This is a genomic window from Pseudomonas sp. LBUM1672 (assembly GCF_059695655.1).
In genome coordinates, this window is record NZ_CP166781.1 from 2,697,098 (window position 1) to 2,719,148 (window position 22,051).

A 22,051-nucleotide genomic window follows, 5' to 3' on the forward strand; every position below is an offset into this window, starting at 1 on the left:
AATATTCTCTTACGCAATATCTCCTACCGTAAAAGATCCAAGCCCCTACTGCGGCTTCGACTACATTGCTTTGACGCGCACCCTGTTGCGCTGTCGAAGTACCAGTGCGAGTTTTTACATAGCCGTGGCCCGCAAGGTGTAGTGCAGCAAGGAGCTGTGGAACCTCACCTGAACTCATCATGGATGAACATCGCAATGCCACGCTTAGACAGAACGTTTGATATCCAGCCGCTGCTGCGCGCGGATATGACTGTGCACATCAACGGCCAGGCGGTCAGCGCCGCCCTCGGCGAAACCGTCCTCTCGGTCATTCAATCCCTTGGCCTGCGCCAGGTGGCCCGTAACGATCACGACCAAATCAGCGGCGCCTATTGCGGCATGGGCGTGTGCCAATGCTGCCTGGTGAAAATCAATGGCCGACACAAACGTCGCGCCTGCCAGACCGTAGTGCGTGACGGCATGACAGTCGAAACCCAAGTCAACCGCATCGTTGAGCAGGAGGGCGTATGAGCCAGCTTCCGGTGATCGTTGGCGGCGGGCCGGCGGGGATGGCTGCGGCCATTGAACTGGCCCGACACGGCGTGCGTTGCACATTGCTTGAAGAAGCTTCGCGGCTGGGGGGTGTGGTCTATCGCGGACCGCTGCGCGATGGCGTGCAACTCGACTATCTGGGGCCGCGCTACTCGGAAGCGCTGGACACCTTGCATGGCGAGTTTCAGGAACACTCGGCGCTGATCGACGTGCGCCTGAATCACCGGGTGATCGGCGCCGAAGGCACGCGCGCGTTGGTGGTGCTGGACAGCGACGAGCAGTTGCAGGAAATCGACTACCCGCAACTGCTGCTCGCGGCCGGTTGCCATGAGCGCAGCGTGCCATTTCCGGGCTGGACCTTGCCCGGCGTTATCCTGCTGGGCGGTCTGCAATTGCAGATCAAGAGCGGAGTGGTCAAGCCGCAGGGGCCGGTGGTGATTGCTGGCACCGGACCGTTATTGCCGTTGGTGGCCTGTCAGTTGCACGCGTCCGGCGTGACCGTCGCGGGTGTGTATGAGGCGTGCGCGTTCGGCAAGATCGCTCGGGAAAGCCTGTCGCTGCTGAACAAGCCGCAGCTGTTCCTCGATGGCTTGAGCATGCTCGCGTTCCTCAAACTGCATGGCATCCCGATGCATTACGGCTGGGGCGTGGTGGCGGCGCAGGGCGAAGGTGAGCTGAACTCCGTGACCGTGGCGCCGTATTCCAACACTTGGGTGCCGGACCTGAGCCGCGCCGAGCAGGTTCCGGCGCAAACCCTGGCGGTCGGCTACGGCTTCATTCCACGCACCCAACTCAGTCAGCAGATGGGCCTGAACCACGGTTTCAGCGACGACGGTTACCTGCGGGCCAGCGCCAATATCTGGCAGCAAAGCAGCGGGCCTCACGTGCACCTGGCCGGTGATATGGGCGGGATTCGCGGTGGCGAAGCGGCGATGCTCGCGGGGCGGATCGCGGCCACGTCGATCCTGTTGCAACGGGACGTGCTGGACGCCGAATTGGCGCTGGTTCGGCGCAACCGCTATTTGTCAAAACTCAAGGCCATCGTGCGCTTCCGTGCAGCAGTGGACCGCTACACCGAACGCGGCGCCGGGCAAACCGCGCTGCCGGCCGCCGACACGGTGATTTGCCGCTGCGAACACGCGACCCGCGCCGATATCGACCGGGCGCTGGAGCAGGGCGTGCAAGACCTGGCCAGCCTGAAAATGCGCACTCGGGTGAGCATGGGCGATTGTCAGGGGCGGATGTGCGTCGGCTATTGCACCGACCGCTTGCGCGAAGTCACCGGTCGGCAGGACGTGGGCTGGTTGCGGCCGCGCTTCCCGATCGATCCGATTCCCTTTTCTGCGTTCCACTCCGTCGGCACGGAGGCCGCACATCATGAGTAGGTTTTATGACGTGGTCATCGCCGGTGGCGGTGTGATCGGGGCGTCCTGCGCTTATCAGTTGTCGAAACGCAAAAACCTCAAGGTCGCGTTGATCGACTGCAAGCGCCCGGGCAATGCAACCCGCGCTTCCGCCGGTGGCCTGTGGGCGATTGGTGAATCGGTGGGACTGGGCTGTGGGGTGATTTTCTTTCGCATGATGTCGGCCAACCGCAAGCGCGAAACCCAGGGTTCGGCAGTGGTGGTGGACGCCAGCACACCGCACATTTTGCCGCCGTCGTTCTTCGATTTTGCCTTGCAGTCCAACGCGATGTACCCGGCGCTGCACCAGGAGTTGAAAGACCACCACGGGATGGATTTCAAGTTCGAGAAGACCGGCCTGAAGTTCGTGATCTATGACGATGAAGACCGCCTCTACGCCGAGCACATCGTTGCCTGCATTCCGCACCTTGCCGATCAGGTGCGCTGGCTCGATCAGGCGGCGCTGCGCGAGGCCGAGCCGAGTGTCAGCCATGAGGCGAGCGGGGCGCTGGAGTTTCTCTGCGACCATCAGGTCAGCCCGTTCCGGCTGGCCGATGCCTACACCGAAGGCGCGCGGCAGAACGGCGTCGACCTCTACTTCAACACCAACGTCACCGGGGTTTTGCACCACGGTTCCCGCGTCAGCGGTGTGCAGACGGCCGAAGCCGGAGTGTTTCATTGCAACACGCTGATCAATGCGGCGGGTGCCTGGGCGGCGGATCTGAGCGAGCAGGCCACCGGGATCCGGATTCCGGTGAAACCGGTAAAGGGGCAGATTCTGCTGACCGAGCGCATGCCGAAAATCCTCAACGGTTGCCTGACCACCAGCGATTGTTATGTGGCGCAGAAGGACAACGGCGAAATCCTGATTGGCAGCACGACGGAGGATAAAGGCTTCGACGTGACCACCACGTACCCGGAAATTGCCGGGTTGGTGCAGGGGGCTGTTCGGTGTATCCCCGAATTGGCGGACGTCAACCTCAAACGGACCTGGGCCGGGCTTCGGCCGGGGTCGCCGGATGAGTTGCCGATTCTTGGGCCGATGAAAGGGGTGGAGGGTTATCTCAATGCTTGTGGGCATTTCCGCACGGGGATTTTGACGTCGGCGATTACCGGGGTGTTGCTGGATAAGCTGGTTAACAACGAACCGTTACCGTTGGATATCACGCCGTTTTTGGCGGATCGGTTTGGGGTGGAGGAGGTCGGGTTGAAGAAAATGGCCTGACATCACACCGCGTTATCGTTCATCGCGAGCAGGCTCGCTCCCACAGGGATTGTGTGAACACTGAAGATCCACTGTGGGAGCGAGCCTGCTCGCGATGGCGGCATAACTGCCGCCACAAGGCTCAAACCTTACCCGCTTCCCGCTCCTCCATCTGATCCGACTCAAACAACCGCGCCAATTCCGCCCGGGCTTCCTGGGCGGTCTGCAGCACCTTCGCCGCATCGTCATACACCGCATGCTGAGCCTCCAGCACCTGTTCATCGTGATGCTTGAAGCGCTTGATCCGCGCATCGGCCTGCGCCTGGGTCAGCCCCAGCCCGACCAGGGTGCGGCGGCTCATTTCCAGGCTCGAATAATAGGTCTCGCGAATCGCCTCGGCGCCCAGGTCCACCAAGCGGTGCACATGCTGGCGGTTACGTGCCCGGGCGATGATCTTGATGTGCGGATAGAGCTTGTGCACGATTTCGGCAGTCTTGATGTTGGTGTCCGGGTCATCAGTGGCGATGACGAAGTATTCCGCCTGCTCGACCTTGGCCGCGCTGAGGATTTCCGGGCGCATCGGGTCGCCGTAGAACACCGGCACGCCGCCGAAGCTGCGGGACAGCTCGATGGTTTCCACCGAGGTGTCCAGCGCCACGAACTTGATGTTCTGAGCCCGCAGGATCCGCGCCACGATCTGGCCCATCCGGCCCATGCCGGCGATCACCACACGCGGGGTGTCGGTGTCGATTTCGCGGAATTTCTCCGGCACCACCACGGGCTGCACTTTCGGCGAATACAGGCGTGCGCACAACAACAGCAACAGCGGCGTGACGGCCATGGACAGGGTGATCGTCAGCACCAGCAAGTCGTACAGGCGCGGCTCGAACAAACCCTGGTCGCGACCGATCTTGAACACCACAAACGCGAATTCACCACCGGCAGCGAGCACGATGCCGAGACGAATGGCGCTGACTTTGCCCAGCCCGCCGGCCAATCGGCCCACCACAAACAGCAGCGGCAGCTTGATTGCGATCAGCAACAGGGTCAGCCCCAACACCGTGATCGGTGCGCTGAGCAGCAGGCTCAGGTTGGCGCCCATGCCGACGCTGATGAAAAACAGCCCCAGCAACAGCCCCTTGAACGGTTCGATCTGCGCTTCCAGTTCGTGACGGTATTCAGAGTCTGCCAGCAGCAAACCGGCGAGAAACGCCCCGAGCGCCATCGACACGCCGACCAGGTCCATCAGCCAGGCCGTGCCGATCACCACCAGCAACGCGGTGGCCGTGGACACCTCCGGCAAACCGGTCCTGGCCACCACGCGAAACACCGGGCGCAGCAGATACCGCCCGCCGATCACCACCACCGCGATGCTGCCCAACACCCGCAAACCGTGATTCAAATCCTCGGTCGCCGTGGTGGTGTGATCGCCGCCCGCCAACAGCGGCACCATGGCAATCAACGGGATCGCGGCGATGTCCTGGAACAGCAGAATCGCGAACGCCAAACGTCCATGGGGACTGGTCAGTTCCTTGCGCTCGGCCAGGCTTTGCAGGCCGAACGCGGTGGACGACAACGCCAGGCCAAGGCCGAGCACAATGGCGCTGTTCAACGGCTGGCCGAAGACAAACAGCGCCAGCACGCCAATCACCGAACCGGTCAGCAGCACCTGCGCCAGCCCCACGCCAAACACCGATTTGCGCATCACCCACAAACGACGCGGCGATAATTCCAGGCCGATGATGAACAGCAGCAACACCACGCCGAGTTCGGAAATATGACTGACGCTTTGCGGATTGCCGATCAAGCCCAGCACAGACGGACCGATGATGACCCCGGCAAACAGATAACCCAGCACCGCCCCTAATTGCAGGCGTTTGGCCAAGGGCACGGTGAGCACCGCCGCGAACAGAAAAACGACAGCGGCTTGCAACAGGTTGCCTTCGTGGGGCATGGCTTACTCCAGAACTCGGTACGGCGGAGTGCCAAGGATAAAGGGTGGGGCTTCAGGCGTCAGCCATGAACATGAACTGATGTTGACTGACAGGCCGCTTTCGTGAGCAAGCCCGCTCCCACATTTTGACCGTGCTCGTCTGGACAACTCGGTCGAATGTGGGAGCGGGCTTGCTCGCGAAGGCGTCCGAATGGACAACCAGTGACTCAGATAAACCCCTCAATATGCGCCATCCCCCGAGCCACATACGCTCACTCCATTGCAGAATCATCGCAACAGTAAGGAATGATTCAGCACAGGCGCAGTCGGAGTTCAGATACCACGAATTTACTGGAGGTTCATCAATGAACAACAAGACCTTTATTGCCAGCCTTGCCCTCGTCGCAGGCCTCACCGGTCTCAGCCCGATCGTTCAAGCGGATGACCCACCCCAAAAAACCGTCCAGCCCGGGGTCAACAACACCCGCGAGCTGGTGGTCGGCGACCGCGCCCCGGACGTTTACCAACGCAGCGACAAAGCACTGCGCAACTGGAAGGCGAAAGGCTTGAAAGCACCGAAAGAACAGGCGCAGTGGGTGCAGATCAATGACAAGTACATGATGGTGATGGTCACCAACGGGACGATTGTGGACATCACGCCGGTGGAGCGTTAGGCCACCGAAAGACTATTCGCTGTGAGCACGCGCAGGGTTTTCAGTGCCCAACCGATACTGATTATTCCCGCTGCGTTTCGCCTCATACATCGCCAGGTCCGCAATGTGAATCAACCGGTCCATGCTCGGCGCGTGGTCCGGGAACACCGCCACGCCCAGGCTGGTGCCGATGTGGCGCTGGTCGTTGCCGATGGTGATCGGCGGTGACAGTTCGACGAAGATTTTCTGGCAGATGCGGCGTGCCTCGTCTTGCAGGCTGACGCCTTGGGGCAAGCCCTGAAGAATGACCACGAATTCATCGCCGCCGATCCGGGCGACGGTGTCGGTTGAACGCAGGATTTTCTTTAATCGCGTAGCCATAGTGATCAGCACTCGGTCGCCGGCCGCATGCCCGTAATGGTCATTGATCGCCTTGAACCCATTCAGATCGACAAACACCAACGCCACCCGCGTGGCGCTGACGCGTGCCTGTTCAAGCGCTTCGCAAAGGCGCTCTTCTAGCACCAGGCGATTGGGCAGGCCGGTCAACGGGTCGTAATGCGCCAGGTGCTGCAGATAGCTGGCCGAGGCTTTTTCCTCGGTGATGTCGCGCACCACGCCCATCATCTTGATGGTGGCGTCATGGTCGTTCTTGACCACGTTGCCGGTTTCCCGTAGCCAGCGAATGCTGCCGTCGGGCCAGACCACGCGGTATTCCTCGTCATGGTTTTCACCGGTTTCCAGGCAGCGCAGTTCCCCGGCCCGGACTTTGGCCCGGTCATCCGGGTGCACGCAGGCGCAGAAAAGGGAGTAGGAGGGCGTTACCTCTCCGGTCTTGAAGCCGAACATCCCGTAGATCGCGTCTGACCAGTAGAGCTTGTCGGTGTCGACATCCCAGTCCCAGGTGCCGATGCGGGCGAAGTATTGACTGCGTTTGAAACGTTCGGCGTCGCCGTCCTGGCGGATGTGCAGGCCTTCGGACAGGCTGGCGATCAGTGCGCGTTGCTCAGTCAACTGCTTCTGCAGCGAGCGTTCGCGGCAGATCAGCGTGACGATCAGGGCAAGCATCACCGAGCCGATGGCTGCGTTGGTCCAGACGTCATTCATTCAAAAATTGCCATCGTGTCGTATTGTTCCGTGTGCCTTGGTGTTGCTTATCTTAGTTGAGGTTAATGCCGAAAACCGTTCCGAATGGGTTGCCAATGGCGCACATTTCTGGGAAAACGGCGCCCATTGGGCCCTATCGTGTGCGAGAACAATAGAGTGAACGTGATGAATGATGAACTGCAGGTAATCGATCTAGAAGTGGGCGACGGCAAAGCCGCCGTCAAAGGCGCGCTGATCACCACCCAATACCGCGGCTGGCTGGAAGACGGCACTGAATTCGATTCGTCCTACAGCCGTGGCAAACCTTTCCAGTGCGTGATTGGCACGGGGAGGGTGATCAAGGGTTGGGACCAGGGGATTATGGGCATGCAGGTTGGCGGCAAGCGCAAAATGCTGGTGCCGGCGCATTTGGCTTACGGCGAGCGCACGATGGGCAAGATCACGCCGAATTCGAACCTGATTTTTGAGATTGAGTTGTTGGAAGTGCTGACGCGGGATGATTGATTGGCGCGCGGGCTGAAAGGGCATGTGCAGCGAGGGGGCAACCCCTCGCCGCAATCAGGCAGATTTCCTCACTACTCCCGCACACCGATGAAGAGGTCCAGGTCAGTCGGTAGCTGCACATCGAGTGCCATGGCGATTTGTCGGATTTGTTCAGCGGTCAGCAAGCAGTCCCCGTACGCGCTTTCTTCAAGATTTTTCCAGCCGAGTACACGCATCATTGCGTCTTCAAACTCAGGTAGAACGGTCAATTCGTACTTTAAGACGTCACCCTCGTGATCACCCTTTGAAAATCCACTGATCCAGAAAACATAATGGGCCTCCTGATTTTTGCCCGGATAGTCCAGCGAGGTCTTGCGGGCGGCGTGCCCGTCGCCTGACGGTGGGTTTTGAATCGGAGGTATGTTTGTGTTGCTAGCCATGAGCGTCCTTGTTTCAACTTTTGTAAGCGATGCGGACGCTATCTCAATGGGCATTAAATGGATGTAGGCATTTTCTGAATATTGAGTTGTTGTTGCAAAAGGTACGGCTCGCTACGGCTCTTGTGGTGAGGGATCCGCCTCACCACAGAATTCCGCTAGCCTTTCGGATCGATGCTATCCAGCGCCCGGTTTACCGCCAGTTCGTCCAGCATGACGACCTTCGCAATCCCCAGCGCCTTGCTGCGATGCAGGCCTTTCAGCGGGTCGGCGAAGTCGCTGTAGTGATCAAGCGGCTGCACACCTTCAGACCTGAAATGTCTCCCGATAGGCATACAACCCCGGCGTTCCCCCGGTCATCACAAACAGCACATTGTCACCGCGCTGGAAACGTCCTTGCCTGAGATCACCCAGCAATCCGGCAAACGCCTTCCCGGAATACACCGGATCAATCAACAAACCTTCGGCGCGAGCCATCAGGTGCACCGCGTCCAGCATGGCAGGCGTCGGCAGACCGTAACCGTCACCCAGTTGACTGCCCTCAATGACAATATCTGAAGCCTGAACCACGGCGTTGCTGCCCAGTAACATCAGTGCGTCCTGAGTCAACTTCACGGTCCTGTCCGCTGACGTGTCCCGATCAGACAAGACCGAATACGACTTGACGATCGACGTCCCCCGACCCAGCAACTGAAAACCTGCCGCGAGCCCGGCATGGGTGCCAGCGCTGCCATTGGGCACGATCACCTGGCTAAAAATCAGGCCGAGTTCCGTTTCCTGCTGCGCGATCTCCGCTGCGCAACGCGCATAACCGAGGCTGCCGAGCGGCGTTGAGCCCCCCGTCGGTATCACCAAAACCGTGCGTCCGGCTTCTCGAAGTTGCACGGCGCGTTTCTCAGCCTCGGCGAGTGAGTCACTGCCACCGGCAAGCACCCGTATTTCTGCGCCGAACAATTGGTCGAGCAGGATGTTGCCGTTCAGCTCGTAGTCCACTTCGGATTTTGGCACCGACCGGGTCAGGATCAGTTCGCAGGCAATGCCCAGACGGGCGCACACCGCGGCGGTCAGGCGCGCATGGTTGGACTGGAGACCGCCGATGGTAATGACCGTGTCGACCCCGGCCGCGAGCGCCGCGCCAAGGTGGAATTCAAGTTTGCGCAGTTTGTTGCCACCACCGCCGATCAACATGTGATCATCGCGCTTGAGAAACAGGCCGATGCCTTGCGCCTTCAAGCCCAGCAGTTGCTCCAGGCGTTCAGCCCGCTGAATCGGCGTGGGGCCTTGCAACAGGTCGGCCCGCGCAAAAGAACTCAGTGACGTGTCCAGTAGGGTTTGCATCAATGGCGCCTCGTTATGCACTTTATTGCAGTGACTCTAGGGACAAAGTCCCGGGTGATAAACGCATCGGCGGTTATTACTCCTTTAACCTGATGTATTGAATGCAAGGCAGGATGATGAGCAAACTCAGGCAAATGGAAGTCTTCGTCGCCGTCGTCGAGGCGGGCAGCTTCGCCGATGCGGCCAGTGAAGTCGGCATGTCGGCGGTCATGGTCGGGCGGCACATCCAGGGCCTGGAAAAAACCCTCAATACCCAGTTGGTCAAACGCACCACCCGCCGCCAATCCATCACGGGCGAGGGGCGCTTGTTTTACGAAGAAGCCAAACTGGCGCTGGAGCAAGTGAGGTACGCGTTCAGTCGAGTGGAGGCATCAAATCCAGAGCCTAGTGGCCTGCTGCGGATCACCGCGCCGATGAGTCTCGGCGTTTCCCTGGTCGGGCCTCTGGTGGCCGAGTTCATGCAGCGTTATCCGCAGATTCAGGTTGAGTTGATTCTCAGTAATGAAGTGGTGGACTTGTACGAAACGTCATTCGATCTGGCGTTCAGGATTTCCGAACTGATCGGCGTCAACCTGCTGGCCACACCATTGCCGCCGTATCGAATGGTGATCTGCGCCTCGCCCCGGTATCTGGAAAAATGGCAGGAACCGCAGTCCCCCGAAGACCTGCACCGTCACCGAATTCTCACCCACACATCCTGGAACAACCGCTTTGCCTGGCCGCTACGAAATGGCGCCAGCGAAGTGCCCTGGCCTGAAGGCGCGGTGTTGAAGAGCAATGACGGTCAGGTGCTGTTGCAGGCGGCCGTGGCCGGCGAGGGGATCTTGATGCAGCCCGATTTTCTGGTGTCGGCGGCGTTGGCCAGCGGTGACTTGGTGCGGATCATGGACGCCTACGTTCCGCCGCCCAAACCGGTGCAGATGGTGTATCCGCGCTCCAGGAAATCGCTGCCCAAGTTGCAAGCCTTCGTCGACTTTGTCGCGGGTCGACTGGCGTCCTGAAGCGCAGAAAGATGCAGGGCTAGCGCAGGGCGTAACCGCTGTCGACCACCCAATCCTGGCCGTACACGCTACGTGCGCTGCGGCTCAATTGGACCAGGCTACGCTGCCCCCCGATGGTTTCACTTCTCTACGTGATTGCCTTATTGCCAGGCCTGCCCGCATCGATGACTATGTTTGTCATATAGGGGGAGGGGGTATTGGTATGTCGCATATTCACGAACACAAAGACGATTTGCTCAACCGGGTACGGCGCATTTCAGGTCAGGTCCAGGCTGTGGAGCGCGCGCTGGAGTCCGACGCTGACTGCGCCAAGACCCTGCACCTGGTCGCCGCCATCCGGGGTGCGGTCAATGGTTTGATGGATCAGTTCATCGACGCCCACGCCCGGGAACATGTGGCCCGTCCAGGCTTGAGCGCCGAAGCGCGCGCCGAAGGTCTGGAAGAGTTGCTGCAAGCCATCCGTCGTTACTCGAAATAAGGCCAAAACCCATGACACTCACGCCGCAGGCTTCGCGCTTTTCCCACGACCATGTGTTCTTGGGTGCTTCCCATGATGAAAACGCCCGCCGCACCTTGTGGGTGGTGGCGTTGACGTTTTTCATGATGATCGGCGAGATTGTCGCCGGTTACATCACCGGTTCGATGGCGCTGCTCGCCGATGGCTTTCACATGGCGACCCATGTCGGTGCCTTGGGCATCGCGGCGGCGGCCTATGGTTATGCCCGACGTCACGCCAACAACGCCCGCTACAGTTTTGGCACCGGCAAGGTGGGAGATCTGGCCGGTTTTGCCTCGGCCATGGTGCTGGGGCTGGTGTCGCTCGGCATTGCCGTGGAGTCCACCCTGCGGCTGTTCCAGCCAACCACCGTGGCCTTTACGGAGGCGACAGTGATTGCTGTGATCGGGCTGGCAGTGAACATCGCCAGTGCCTTTTTACTGGCGGGCAATCATGGGCATCACGGCCATGATCATGGCCAAAGCCATCACCACGAGCACCCTCACGACAACAACCTGCGGTCGGCTTACGTTCATGTGCTTGCCGATGCCTTGACCTCGGTGCTTGCGATTGCGGCCTTGCTGGCGGGCCGTTACCTCGGCTGGGTCTGGCTGGATCCGGTGATGGGCATCGTCGGCGCCATTATCATTGCCAAATGGGCCTATGGCCTGATGCGCGACAGTGCGGCGGTATTGCTCGACACCACCGACGAGCCTGTCGCAGCTAAAATTCGGGAGTTGCTGGAATCGGCGGGTGACGTGCGCATCAGCGACCTTCACGTCTGGCAGGTGGGGCCTGATGCGCGGGCAGCGATAGTCAGTGTCGTAGCCACCGGCCAGGTCAGTGCCGACACTATTCGCGAACGTCTGGCACCGGTTCATGAGTTGTCTCACCTCACCGTGGAGTTTCGCAACGCCTGATGACGCCAGTGGAGCGATCATTGAAATGCGGCAGGCGGCTGTTGAGGGAAGGGCGGTAATGCCAGCTCAGGCAATCCCAATCGGGTTGATGGGCCAGAATCTGCGTCAGCGTCGCTCTGGCAATCTGCAGTGCCAATAATTGCCCCGGACATTGATGGCGGCCTTCGCCAAAAGTAAAGCTGCGCCGACGTGGGCGATCCAGAATAAAGGCGTCGGGATCTTCATTGAGCAGCGGGTCGCGATTAGCCGAAGCCAGCAGCACCAGAATCACATCGCCTGCATTGAGGTGTACGCCCTCGATTTCGCACGGTGCCGCGACAAACCGGCGGGTGTTTTGTACGGAAGGGTCCAAGCGCTGAACTTCGGCGATCAAGGCTTCAACCGGCGTCGAGTCAGGCAGAAATAACGGGGTTCGGATCAACGCCACGATCGCGTTACCAATCAAACCGGCGGTGGCTTCATATGTCTGGGAAAACAGGCCAATCAGATTGGCAATCAGCGTGTCGTAGTCGGCCGCGAAACGCTGGCGAATCCCGGCGAGCAGTGCGCTTCTGTTGTTCGGATCATCCAGCAGTTCAACGAAATAACCCCGCAGCTGTTCCGCCGCTGCATGGGAAACCTTCAGTTGGGCCTGATCACTCAGCGGTGACAGACACGCCACGAAATCCGCCGTCAGCTCACTGATGGGCCGGCCCTGAGCCGGCGAGAACCCCAACAGCGCCGCCACCACGCAAACCGGGCCGCGAAACATCGCGTTGTACAGTCCATCGGCATCCGGCGTGATCAGCCTCGCGCTCACCAGCGCATTGACCTCGTCGACATCAATCAGCGCCAAACCCGGCTCAATCGCCGACCTCGGGCAACGCTGACGCTCACCCTCATTCATCCGCATCAATTGGCCAAATACCTTGCCGGCCATGCCGTCGGCAATCGACTTGGGCACCGGCTCACTGGGCGGTCGGACATGACAATCCGGATGCGCCAGCACCGCCGCAACGGCCCGGGCGCTGCTCGCCACCCACAATTTCAGTCCTTGGTGAAATACCAGCCCACCCTTGGCGCGCAGCCGGGCGTAATAGGGATAGGGGTCGGCATGAGTCGCAGCGGTGATCGGGTCCATGGGGCGCAGCCTTGTTCGTGGAGGGAGAAGTGTTGCTACTATCTCCAGTTCAAAACGGCCTTGATTCGTCCGGGAGCGAAATATGAACGTTGAACAACACGACATCGGCGTCTCTCAAGTGGCCGCGGCCATCGCGGAACCGGCCCGGACGAAAATCCTCTGCTCGCTGATGGACGGCCACGCCCGCACCAGCACCGAGCTGGCGGCGATTGCCGAAGTCAGCGCCTCCACCGCCAGCGCGCACCTGGCCAAGCTCAAGGAGCTGGCGCTGCTGCGTTTGCACGTGCAGGGCCGCCATCGCTATTACAGCCTCGCGGACAAACGCGTGGCCCAGGCGCTGGAAGCGCTGATGGTGATCGGCCAGAACACCGCGCCGCCCTTCAATTCGCGCACGCCGGACCGCCTGCAATTCGCCCGCACTTGCTACGACCACATGGCCGGGACGCTGGCGGTCCTGCTACATGACCGGATGCTGGAAAAAGGCTGGTTGCTGGAAACCGACGAGCAGGTTTATCGCCTGAGTGAAAGTGGCGAGGCGCTGATGCAAGGGCTGGGCATCGAGGTCAACGACTTGAACACCTTGCGCCGCCGTTTTGCTTGTCCGTGCCTGGACTGGAGCATGCGTCGGCCGCATCTGGGCGGTTCGCTGGGGGCGGCATTGCTGCAAGCGGCGATCAAGCGCAAATGGGTAACGCAGGATCTGGACAGCCGGGCATTGGCATTGACGGCGCTGGGACGCAAGGAGCTTGGCGCACGCTTCGACCTGACGCTGGCGCAGTCAACCCTGCAACCCGTCCGCGAGCAACGCCAACCGCTGCCTGCACAGGATGTGATCTGACCCGACCAAGGGTTCGCTGATGACTTGTGCCTTGGAGATCGACCCTATACTGTATATCCGCACAGTAAAAGGCGTGCCCCATGGAACTCATCGACAAGCTCAGCATTCTCGCCGACGCCGCCAAGTACGACGCGTCGTGTGCCAGCAGCGGCGCGCCGAAGCGTAGCTCCGAGGGCAAGAGCGGCCTGGGGTCGACCGACGGCATGGGCATCTGCCACAGCTACACGCCGGATGGGCGTTGCGTGTCGTTGCTGAAGGTTCTGCTGACCAACTTCTGTCTCTACGACTGCCAATATTGCGTCAATCGACGTTCCAGCGACGTGCCACGCGCACGCTTCACGCCGGAAGAAGTGGTGACGCTGACCATGGATTTCTACCGGCGCAATTGTGTCAGCGGGCTGTTTCTCAGCTCCGGCATCATTCGTTCGGCGGACTACACCATGGAGCAGCTGATCCGCGTGGCCAAGCTGCTGCGCGAAGACCACGAGTTCCGCGGTTACATCCACCTCAAAACCATTCCCGAAGCCGATCCGGCGCTGATCGAGGAAGCGGGGCGCTACGCCGATCGCTTGAGCGTGAACATTGAGCTGCCCACCGACGCCAGCCTGCAAACCCTGGCGCCGGAGAAGCAGTTGGGCTCGATCAAGCAAGCGATGAAAACCATCTACACCGGCGTGCAAACCGTGCTCAACGAACCCCGCGCGCCGAAATTCGCCCCGGCCGGGCAGAGCACGCAGATGATCGTCGGCGCCGATGACACCGATGACAGCACCATTCTCCACAGCGCCCAGGCGCTGTACGGCAACTTCAGTTTGCGGCGGGTCTATTACTCGGCATTCAGCCCTATCCCCAACAGCCCGAAAAGTGTGCCGCTGGCCGCGCCGCCGCTGATGCGCGAGCACCGCTTGTATCAGGCTGATTTCCTGTTGCGCAGTTATGGCTTCACCGCTGGCGAGTTGTTCAAGGGGCCGGGCCACCTGGCGCTCGACATCGACCCGAAACTGGCGTGGGCGCTGGAGAACCGCGAGGTCTTCCCGCTCGACCTCAATCGCGCCGAAGCGTCGTTGATTGCGCGCATTCCAGGTATCGGCCTGCGTACCACCGAGCGGCTGGTGGAGTTGCGCCGTCAGCGCCGCATTCGCTACGAAGACCTGGCCCGAATGCGCTGCGTGCTGGCCAAGGCCAAGCCGTTCTTCATCACCAGCGATTACCACCCGCAGCAGGCGGAGGTCACCAGCCACTTGCTGTATCAGCAATTGCGCGACCGGCCGCAGCCGCAACAAATGGGGTTATGGGGATGATCAGTCTGGATTGCGATGACTTGTTCGACACCTAGGCGCCAGCAGGCACGCTGGCTGCTGAGCCATGAGGTGGACCCGAGCCGGGTGAGTTGGGCCAGTGAAGGCGTTTCCGATCTGTTCGCCAGCGACGATGCACCCCCTCAGACCCAAGGTCCATTTCATGCTCGAATACCGCGAACGCTGCTGGACACTCTTGAACGCGCGGCTCGTTATCGGGGTGATCAACGTTGGAGTCTGCTGTATGAAGTGCTGTGGCGGGTCAGTCACGGCGACCGCACCGCGATGCTGGCCGGCGACAAGCTAGGCAGTGAATTTCATAGGAGAATCAAACAGGTACAGCGTGAAGCTCATCACTTACATGCATTTGTGCGCTTCGTCGCGATGCCTGAAGGTGAGGGGCCGCAATACGTTGCCTGGCATGAACCGGCCCACGACATCCTGCACAGTGCCAGTGAGCATTTTGTCGGGCGCATGGGCCGGCATCGCTGGTTGATTGCCACGCCCAGGGATGGGGTCTACTACGACGGTGAGCAGTTGATCCACCAGCGCCGGTGCCCGGTTGAATGGCAGCAGCTGGCACAGAACGTCGACGACCCGCACAGTGACATGTGGTTGACCTACTACAGCCACATCTTCAATCCGGCGCGCCTGAACCCGAAAGTCATGCAAGGTCACTTGCCGACACGGTTCTGGAAAAACCTGCCGGAAGGCGCGCTGATTCCGGGGTTGATTACCCAGGCACGCTCGGGTAAGCAACAGGATGGTCAGGCGAGCGGAATCAAGGGCAGGGGAGGCAAACGTATTGCGCGGGGAGAAGCCGAACGTCGTTCATAAAAAAGCCCCCCATCGCCAATACGATGGAGGGCTTCGATGCCGCTGGGGTCAGATCAAACCTTGACGATCCAGCCCGCTGGCGCTTCGACGTCACCCGTCTGTACACCGGTCAGCTCTTTGTAGAGCTTCTGGGTGACCGGGCCGACTTCGGTTTCGCTGTGGAACACGTGCAGGTGGTCGTTGTAGCTGATGCCGCCGATCGGGGTGATCACGGCAGCAGTACCGCAAGCGCCGGCTTCCTTGAAGTCGGACAGCTTGTCGATGAACACGTCACCTTCAACCACTTCCAGGCCCAGACGCGATTTGGCGAGTTCGATCAACGACAGACGGGTGATACCCGGCAGTACCGACGGCGAGTTCGGTGTGACGAACTTGTTGTCGTGGGTGATGCCGAAGAAGTTGGCCGAGCCGACTTCTTCGATTTTGGTGTGGGTCATCGGGTCCAGGTAAATGCAGTCGGCGAAGTGGGCTTTCTTGGCCTGGGAACCTGGCATCAGGCTGGCCGCGTAGTTGCCACCGACCTTGGCTGCGCCGGTGCCTTGTGGGGCCGCGCGGTCGTAGCTGGAGATCAGGAAGTTGTGCGGGGTCAGGCCGCCCTTGAAGTAAGCGCCGACCGGAATGGCGAAGATCGAGAAGATGAACTCGGGGGCGGTGCGCACGCCGATGTTGTCACCCACGCCGATCACGAACGGACGCAGGTACAGCGCGCCGCCGGTGCCGTAAGGCGGGATAAAACGCTCGTTGGCACGAACTACTTCCTTGCACGCTTCGACGAACTGCTCGGTGGACACCTGTGGCATCAGCAGGCGGGCGCAGCTGCGTTGCATGCGCGCGGCGTTCTGATCCGGGCGGAACAGGTTGATCGAACCGTCCTTGCAACGATAGGCCTTCAGGCCCTCGAAGCATTGCTGGCCATAGTGAAGGGCAGTGGAGCCTTCGCTGATGTGCAGCACGTTGTCTTCGGTCAGGGTGCCTGTGTCCCACTCGCCATTACGCCAGTGCGACAGATAGCGCTTGTCTGTCTTGATGTAGTCAAAACCCAACTTGTCCCAATTGATGCTTTCGTTACCCATGACACCCTCTATCACTTAACAACCGCCGAAACGGTTCAAGGCTTCTGACGTTTTTCTGGATGGGGACAACAATACTTCATTCCGGGCCGGTTTCGCAGCCGGAATTCAATCTCTGCGACCATCGATGCACCCCGATGTAGCAGCTGTCGAGCAACGCGAGGCAGCGTTCGGCGGCGAAGCCGTCGTATTCCGGCTGACTCGGTATGCCTGAAAGCATGCGGTGGCAGGTCTTGCGACGACTTCGTCGCCGAACGCTGCCTCGCGTTGCTCGTCAGCTGCTACAGGGTTTTGCGTCTGGTTTTAGAGGTGCAGCGCATGCCCCAAAGCACGCAACGCCGCTTCCTGTACTGCTTCGCCCAGCGTCGGATGCGCGTGGATCGTGCCGGCAATGTCTTCCAGCCGCGCGCCCATTTCCAGGCTCTGGCCGAACGCGGTCGACAACTCCGACACGCCCACACCTACCGCCTGCCAGCCGACAATCACATGATTGTCACGCCGTGCCACGACGCGCACGAAGCCGCTTTTCGACTCCAGCGTCATCGCCCGGCCATTGGCCGCAAACGGGAAGCTGGAAACGATGCAGTCCAGGCCCGCCGCCTTGACGTCGTCCGGGGTCTTGCCGACGACTACCAGTTCCGGGTCGGTGAAGCACACGGCCGCGATGGCAGTCGGGTTGAACTCGCGGGACTTGCCGCTGATCAGCTCGGCAACCATCTCGCCCTGAGCCATGGCCCGGTGCGCGAGCATCGGTTCGCCGCTCAAGTCGCCGATGGCGTATACGTTGCGCATGCTGGTCTGGCAGCGGTTGTCGATCTTGATCGCCGAACCGTTCATGTCCAGATTCAGCGCTTCAAGGTTCCAGCCCTGGGTGTTCGGCTTGCGACCGACGGCCACCAGCACCTGATCCGTTTCCAGGTTCAGGGTGTCGCCACCCGGCTCAAGTACTTGCAGTGTATTACTAGCAGAATCAAAGCCTTGGACGCTGTGCTTCAAGTAAAGCTTAACACCGAGTTTTTTCAGTTCATCGTGTACCGGCTGGGTCAGTTCGGCATCGTAGGCCGGCAGAATGCGCTCCTGCGCCTCGACCACACTCACGTCAGCACCGAGTTTGCGATAGGCAATCCCCAACTCCAGGCCGATGTAACCGCCACCGACCACGACCAGCCGTTTCGGCACGGACGTCGGCGCCAGGGCTTCGGTGGAAGAGATAATGGGCCCGCCAATTGGCAGCATCGGCAGGTTCACGCTTTTCGAACCGGTCGCCAGCACCAGGTGCTCGCACTGGATCCGCGTATCGCCCACATCAACGGTTTTGCCGTCGATCACTTTCGCCCAGCCTTGAATGACCTGGACCTTGTTCTTTTTCAGCAGCGCTGCGACGCCAGTGGTCAGGCGATCAACGATGCCGTCTTTCCACTCGACGCTTTTACTGATGTCGAGGGTCGGCGCCGACACGCTGATGCCCAGAGCCGAATGCTGGCTGTGATGCTGCGTCTGGTGGAACTGTTCAGCGACGTGAATCAGCGCCTTCGACGGAATGCAGCCAATGTTCAGGCACGTACCGCCCAGTGATTCGCCTTCCACCAGAATGGTCGAGATGCCCAGCTGGCCGGCACGGATCGCCGTCACATAACCGCCAGGGCCGCCGCCGATGATCAGCAGCGTGGTGTTCAAAGTTTGCATCTCTTACTCCACAAACAGGGTGGCGGGTTGTTCGAGCAAGCCGCGAACGGCCTGGATGAATTGCGCCGCGTCCATGCCGTCGACCACGCGGTGATCGAAGGAGCTGGAGAGGTTCATCATCTTGCGAATCACGATCTGGCCTTTGACCACCATCGGGCGTTCGACGATTTTGTTGACGCCGACGATCGCCACTTCCGGCAGGTTCAACACTGGCGTGCTGACGATGCCGCCCAACGCGCCGAGGCTGGTCAGGGTAATGCTCGAGCCGGACAGTTCATCGCGGGCGGCCTTGCCATTACGCGCGGCGGTGGCCAAACGGGAGATTTCGGCGGCGTTGTCCCACAGGCTGCGGGCTTCGGCGTGACGTACCACCGGTACCATCAAACCGATGTCGGCCTGGGTGGCGATGCCCACATGGACGGCGCCGAGGCGGGTGATGACCTGGGCTTCGTCGTCGTAACGGGCGTTGATCTGCGGGAAGTCGCGCAGGGCGACAACCAGGGCGCGGACCAGGAATGGCAGCAACGTCAGCTTGCCACGGGAAGCGCCGTGTTTTTCGTTGAGGTGCGCGCGCAGTTCTTCCACCGCGGTCACGTCTATTTCTTCGACATAACTGAAGTGAGCGGCGCGTTGCGTCGCGTCCTGCATGCGCTGGGCGATCTTGCGGCGCATGCCGATGACCTGAATTTGTTCTTCGTCGTTACGCTGGGCGTAAGCGGCGTCTTCGGTCGATTGCGGCTGCTGACCCTGGGCCAGATAGGCGTCGAGGTCTTCGTGCAACACACGACCGGCAGGGCCGGTGCCACGGACCAGACGCAACTGGATGCCGAGGTCCAGCGCATGTTTGCGCACGGCCGGGGAGGCCAGCGGGCGTTCGTCGGCTTCGCGAGCCACCATTGGGCCTTGGCAAACGGCGGCTCGTGGCGCTGCGGCCGCAACCGGTTTGCTTGCCACCACGGCTTCAGCTTTAGGCGCTGCAACCGGGGCTTCTTTAACAGGAGCAGGCTGGGCCGACTCTTTAACGTTGCCCGCGCCTTCGACTTCAATGCTGATCAGAATGCTGCCAACCGCCATGACTTCGCCCGGCTGTCCGCCCAGCGCAATCACCTTGCCGTGCACCGGCGAAGGGATGTCGACCATCGCCTTGTCGGTCATGACATCGGCCAGCACCTGATCTTCGACGACCATGTCGCCGACTTTGACGTGCCACACCGACAGTTCAACTTCTGCAATGCCTTCACCAATGTCCGGCATTTTAATAACGTGCGTGCCCATTCAGACCTCCATAACCCGTTTCAAAGCCGCGCCCACTCGGGACGGACCAGGGAAATACGCCCACTCTTGCGCGTGCGGGTAGGGAGTGTCCCAACCGGTGACGCGTTCGATCGGCGCTTCCAGGTGGTGGAAGCAATGCTCTTGCACCAGGGCGACCAGTTCGGCGCCGAAACCGCAGGTGCGGGTCGCTTCGTGAACGATCACGCAACGGCCGGTTTTCTTCACTGACTTGACGATGGTGTCCAGGTCCAGCGGCCACAGGCTACGCAGGTCGATGACTTCAGCGTCGATGCCGGTTTCTTCAGCCGCGACTTGCGACACATAAACGGTGGTGCCGTAGGTCAGGATGGTTACTTCCTTGCCGGGACGGGCGATGGCGGCAACGTCCAGCGGCACGGTGTAGTAACCGTCGGGCACTTGCGCGGCCGGGTGTTTCGACCACGGGGTTACCGGGCGGTCGTGGTGGCCGTCGAACGGGCCGTTGTACAGGCGTTTTGGCTCAAGGAAGATCACCGGGTCATCGTTTTCGATGGAGGCGATCAGCAGGCCTTTGGCGTCGTAAGGGTTGGACGGCATGACCGTGCGCAAACCGCAGACTTGGGTAAACATGGCTTCGATACTTTGGCTGTGAGTCTGGCCGCCGTAGATGCCGCCGCCGCAAGGCATGCGCAGGGTCATCGGGGCGGTGAACTCGCCGGCCGAGCGATAACGCAGGCGCGCGGCTTCGGAAATGATCTGGTCCGACGCCGGGTATACGTAATCGGCAAACTGGATTTCGGCCACCGGACGCAGGCCGTAGGCGCCCATGCCCACGGCGACGCCGACGATGCCGCTTTCGGAGATCGGCGCATCGAACACCCGGGAAGTGCCGTACTTGTTCTGCAGGCCTTCGGTGCAGCGGAATACGCCGCCGAAGTAGCCCACGTCCTGGCCGAACACCACGACGTTGTCGTCACGCTCAAGCATCACATCCATGGCCGAGCGCAGGGCCTGGATCATGGTCATGGTGGTCGTGGTCATGGCGGTTTCCAACTCGATATTGTTGTTGTGATCGTTCATGTCAGATTCCCAACTCTTGACGCTGGCGCTTCAAGTGCTCCGGCATCTCTTTATAGACGTCTTCGAACATGGTCGCGGCGCTCGGAATCTGGCCACCGGCGAGAGTGCCGTACTGCTCGGCTTCTTTCTGCGCGGCAATCACTTCGGCTTCCAGTTCGGCGCTGACGGCGACGTGTTCCTCTTCGGACCACTGACCGATTTTGATCAGGTGCTGCTTGAGGCGCGCAATCGGGTCGCCCAACGGGAAGTAGCTCCAGTCGTCGGCAGGACGGTATTTGGACGGATCATCGGAGGTCGAGTGCGGACCGGCACGGTAGGTGACCCATTCGATCATGGTCGGGCCGAGGTTGCGGCGCGCACGTTCGGCGGCCCAGGCGGAGGCGGCGTAGACCGCGACGAAATCGTTGCCGTCGACCCGCAGGGAGGCAATGCCGCAACCGACGCCACGACCGGCGAACGTAGTGGCTTCACCACCGGCAATCGCCTGGAACGTCGAGATCGCCCACTGGTTGTTGACCACGTTGAGGATCACTGGCGCACGGTAAACGTGGGCGAAGGTGAGGGCGGTGTGGAAGTCGGATTCCGCGGTGGCGCCGTCACCGATCCAGGCCGAGGCGATTTTGGTGTCGCCCTTGATCGCCGAGGCCATGCCCCAGCCCACACCCTGTACGAATTGGGTGGCGAGGTTGCCGGAAATGGTGAAGAAGCCGTAGTCCTTGACCGAATACATGATCGGCAGCTGACGGCCCTTGAGCGGATCGCGCTCGTTGGACAGCAGTTGGCAGATCAGGTCCACCAGCGGCACGTCTCGCGCCATCAGAATGCTTTGCTGGCGGTAGGTCGGGAAGCACATGTCATCGACATTCAGCGCCAGGGCCTGGCCGCTGCCGATGGCTTCTTCGCCAAGACTCTGCATGTAGAACGACATTTTCTTCTGACGCTGGGCGACCACCATGCGGTTGTCATAGATCCGCGTCTTGAGCATGGCGCGCATGCCTTTACGCAGGATCTCGGAGGGAACGCCTTCAGCCCATGGCCCGAGGGCATTGCCCTGGTCGTCGAGCACGCGGATCAGGCCCTTGGCCAGGTCGGCGGTGTCGGCCGGTTCAACGTCGATTGGGGGTTTGCGCACCGTGCCGGCGTCGGTCAGACGCAGGTAGGAGAAGTCGGTTTTGCAGCCAGGACGGCCCGATGGCTCGGGAACGTGCAGTTGCAGCGGTTCGTACGCTTGGTTCATGGCTTCTACGCTCGATCTTGTGAATTTCTTGTAGTGAGCTGACCGTCATTCTTCGATAAAAGAATTCTTGTCCTACAACAATCATAGGCCCGGCGCAGAAGAATATTTATCTCTGTTTCGTTGCG

General features: G+C 60.7%; 20 protein-coding genes and 2 pseudogenes. 11 read left to right on the forward strand and 11 right to left on the reverse strand.

The features are described 5' to 3' along the window. The first annotated feature begins 195 nt into the window (after nt 1-195). Genes hcnA through hcnC form a run of 3 tightly spaced genes read left to right on the forward strand, consistent with a single transcriptional unit; the run spans nt 196 to nt 3,159 of the window. Nucleotides 196-510 carry a cyanide-forming glycine dehydrogenase subunit HcnA gene (hcnA, locus tag ACA053_RS12415; protein ID WP_497395704.1) on the forward strand — a complete coding sequence of 105 codons (315 nt, stop codon included), beginning with the start codon at nt 196-198 and terminating at the stop codon, nt 508-510. Further along, on the forward strand, nt 507-1,916 hold the full coding sequence (gene hcnB / locus ACA053_RS12420; RefSeq protein ID WP_497395706.1) for a cyanide-forming glycine dehydrogenase subunit HcnB: 1,410 nt from the start codon (nt 507-509) through the stop codon (nt 1,914-1,916). Before hcnA ends, hcnB begins: the two co-directional genes overlap by 4 nt. Next, a complete protein-coding gene (hcnC, locus tag ACA053_RS12425) occupies nt 1,909-3,159 on the forward strand; it encodes a cyanide-forming glycine dehydrogenase subunit HcnC (protein ID WP_497395708.1) in 1,251 nt (416 codons plus the stop codon). Before hcnB ends, hcnC begins: the two co-directional genes overlap by 8 nt. A gap of 121 nt (nt 3,160-3,280) precedes the next feature. Here hcnC and ACA053_RS12430 read toward each other — a convergent pair whose 3' ends face one another. After that, complete coding sequence (locus ACA053_RS12430) at nt 3,281-5,092, reverse strand: monovalent cation:proton antiporter-2 (CPA2) family protein (protein WP_497395710.1); 1,812 nt, start codon at nt 5,090-5,092, stop codon at nt 3,281-3,283. A gap of 344 nt (nt 5,093-5,436) precedes the next feature. Between ACA053_RS12430 and ACA053_RS12435 the strand changes: the two genes are divergently transcribed. Then, nucleotides 5,437-5,745, forward strand: a complete 309-nt coding sequence (locus tag ACA053_RS12435) for an RcnB family protein (protein WP_497317511.1) — start codon at nt 5,437-5,439, stop codon at nt 5,743-5,745. A 12-nt stretch (nt 5,746-5,757) separates the two neighbouring features. Here the strand turns inward: ACA053_RS12435 and ACA053_RS12440 are convergent, their stop codons facing one another. Beyond that, nucleotides 5,758-6,831, reverse strand: a complete 1,074-nt coding sequence (locus ACA053_RS12440) for a diguanylate cyclase domain-containing protein (RefSeq protein ID WP_497395712.1) — start codon at nt 6,829-6,831, stop codon at nt 5,758-5,760. 165 nt (nt 6,832-6,996) lie between these two features. On the opposite strand from ACA053_RS12440, the gene ACA053_RS12445 reads away from it, so the two are divergent. After that, nucleotides 6,997-7,335 carry an FKBP-type peptidyl-prolyl cis-trans isomerase gene (locus tag ACA053_RS12445; protein ID WP_497395714.1) on the forward strand — a complete coding sequence of 113 codons (339 nt, stop codon included), beginning with the start codon at nt 6,997-6,999 and terminating at the stop codon, nt 7,333-7,335. A gap of 71 nt (nt 7,336-7,406) precedes the next feature. Here ACA053_RS12445 and ACA053_RS12450 read toward each other — a convergent pair whose 3' ends face one another. The 3 genes and pseudogenes from ACA053_RS12450 to ACA053_RS12460 form a co-directional block, all read right to left on the reverse strand. After that, nucleotides 7,407-7,754 carry a pyocin S6 family toxin immunity protein gene (locus ACA053_RS12450; RefSeq protein ID WP_497395716.1) on the reverse strand — a complete coding sequence of 116 codons (348 nt, stop codon included), beginning with the start codon at nt 7,752-7,754 and terminating at the stop codon, nt 7,407-7,409. 155 nt (nt 7,755-7,909) lie between these two features. After that, nucleotides 7,910-8,032, reverse strand: a pseudogene (locus ACA053_RS12455) (DUF6124 family protein); the annotation flags it as partial. Between the two features lie 25 nt (nt 8,033-8,057). After that, the gene (locus ACA053_RS12460) at nt 8,058-9,089 is read right to left on the reverse strand and encodes a D-cysteine desulfhydrase family protein (RefSeq protein ID WP_497395718.1); all 1,032 of its coding nucleotides are present in this window, start codon (nt 9,087-9,089) and stop codon (nt 8,058-8,060) included. Between the two features lie 116 nt (nt 9,090-9,205). Between ACA053_RS12460 and ACA053_RS12465 the strand changes: the two genes are divergently transcribed. From ACA053_RS12465 to dmeF, 3 genes are all read left to right on the forward strand, one after another. Continuing rightward, nucleotides 9,206-10,090 carry a LysR family transcriptional regulator gene (locus ACA053_RS12465; RefSeq protein WP_497395720.1) on the forward strand — a complete coding sequence of 295 codons (885 nt, stop codon included), beginning with the start codon at nt 9,206-9,208 and terminating at the stop codon, nt 10,088-10,090. A 202-nt stretch (nt 10,091-10,292) separates the two neighbouring features. Beyond that, nucleotides 10,293-10,568, forward strand: coding sequence for a metal/formaldehyde-sensitive transcriptional repressor (locus ACA053_RS12470; protein WP_497395722.1), 276 nt, complete (start codon nt 10,293-10,295; stop codon nt 10,566-10,568). An 11-nt stretch (nt 10,569-10,579) separates the two neighbouring features. Further along, on the forward strand, nt 10,580-11,506 hold the full coding sequence (gene dmeF, locus ACA053_RS12475) for a CDF family Co(II)/Ni(II) efflux transporter DmeF (RefSeq protein WP_497395724.1): 927 nt from the start codon (nt 10,580-10,582) through the stop codon (nt 11,504-11,506). Here dmeF and ACA053_RS12480 read toward each other — a convergent pair. Then, nucleotides 11,481-12,626: a cytochrome P450 gene (locus ACA053_RS12480; protein ID WP_497395726.1), complete on the reverse strand. Its 1,146-nt coding sequence runs from the start codon at nt 12,624-12,626 to the stop codon at nt 11,481-11,483. The two genes, dmeF and ACA053_RS12480, sit on opposite strands and share 26 nt — an antisense overlap. A gap of 82 nt (nt 12,627-12,708) precedes the next feature. Here ACA053_RS12480 and ACA053_RS12485 point away from each other — a divergent pair, with 82 nt between their 5' ends. The 3 genes and pseudogenes from ACA053_RS12485 (at nt 12,709) to ACA053_RS12495 (ending at nt 15,599) form a co-directional block, all read left to right on the forward strand. Next, the gene (locus ACA053_RS12485) at nt 12,709-13,464 is read left to right on the forward strand and encodes an ArsR/SmtB family transcription factor (RefSeq protein WP_497395728.1); all 756 of its coding nucleotides are present in this window, start codon (nt 12,709-12,711) and stop codon (nt 13,462-13,464) included. A gap of 80 nt (nt 13,465-13,544) precedes the next feature. Continuing rightward, nucleotides 13,545-14,765, forward strand: a complete 1,221-nt coding sequence (locus ACA053_RS12490) for a putative DNA modification/repair radical SAM protein (protein WP_497317529.1) — start codon at nt 13,545-13,547, stop codon at nt 14,763-14,765. Then, a pseudogene (locus tag ACA053_RS12495) lies at nt 14,762-15,599 on the forward strand (TIGR03915 family putative DNA repair protein). Before ACA053_RS12490 ends, ACA053_RS12495 begins: the two are co-directional and overlap by 4 nt. 53 nt (nt 15,600-15,652) lie before the next feature. Here ACA053_RS12495 and ACA053_RS12500 read toward each other — a convergent pair. From ACA053_RS12500 to ACA053_RS12520, 5 genes are all read right to left on the reverse strand, one after another. Next, on the reverse strand, nt 15,653-16,672 hold the full coding sequence (locus ACA053_RS12500) for a branched-chain amino acid aminotransferase (protein WP_109630208.1): 1,020 nt from the start codon (nt 16,670-16,672) through the stop codon (nt 15,653-15,655). Nucleotides 16,673-16,972: 300 nt separating this feature from the next. Beyond that, entirely contained in the window at nt 16,973-18,355 is a 1,383-nt protein-coding gene (gene lpdA / locus ACA053_RS12505; protein ID WP_497395730.1) for a dihydrolipoyl dehydrogenase, read from the reverse strand. A 3-nt stretch (nt 18,356-18,358) separates the two neighbouring features. Then, nucleotides 18,359-19,630 (reverse strand): dihydrolipoamide acetyltransferase family protein, encoded by a 1,272-nt coding sequence (locus tag ACA053_RS12510; RefSeq protein ID WP_497395732.1) that lies wholly within the window; start codon nt 19,628-19,630, stop codon nt 18,359-18,361. Beyond that, nucleotides 19,631-20,689, reverse strand: coding sequence for an alpha-ketoacid dehydrogenase subunit beta (locus ACA053_RS12515; RefSeq protein ID WP_109630216.1), 1,059 nt, complete (start codon nt 20,687-20,689; stop codon nt 19,631-19,633). 1 nt (nt 20,690) lies between these two features. Continuing rightward, entirely contained in the window at nt 20,691-21,926 is a 1,236-nt protein-coding gene (locus tag ACA053_RS12520; RefSeq protein ID WP_109630219.1) for a 3-methyl-2-oxobutanoate dehydrogenase (2-methylpropanoyl-transferring) subunit alpha, read from the reverse strand. Nucleotides 21,927-22,051: the final 125 nt, after the last annotated feature.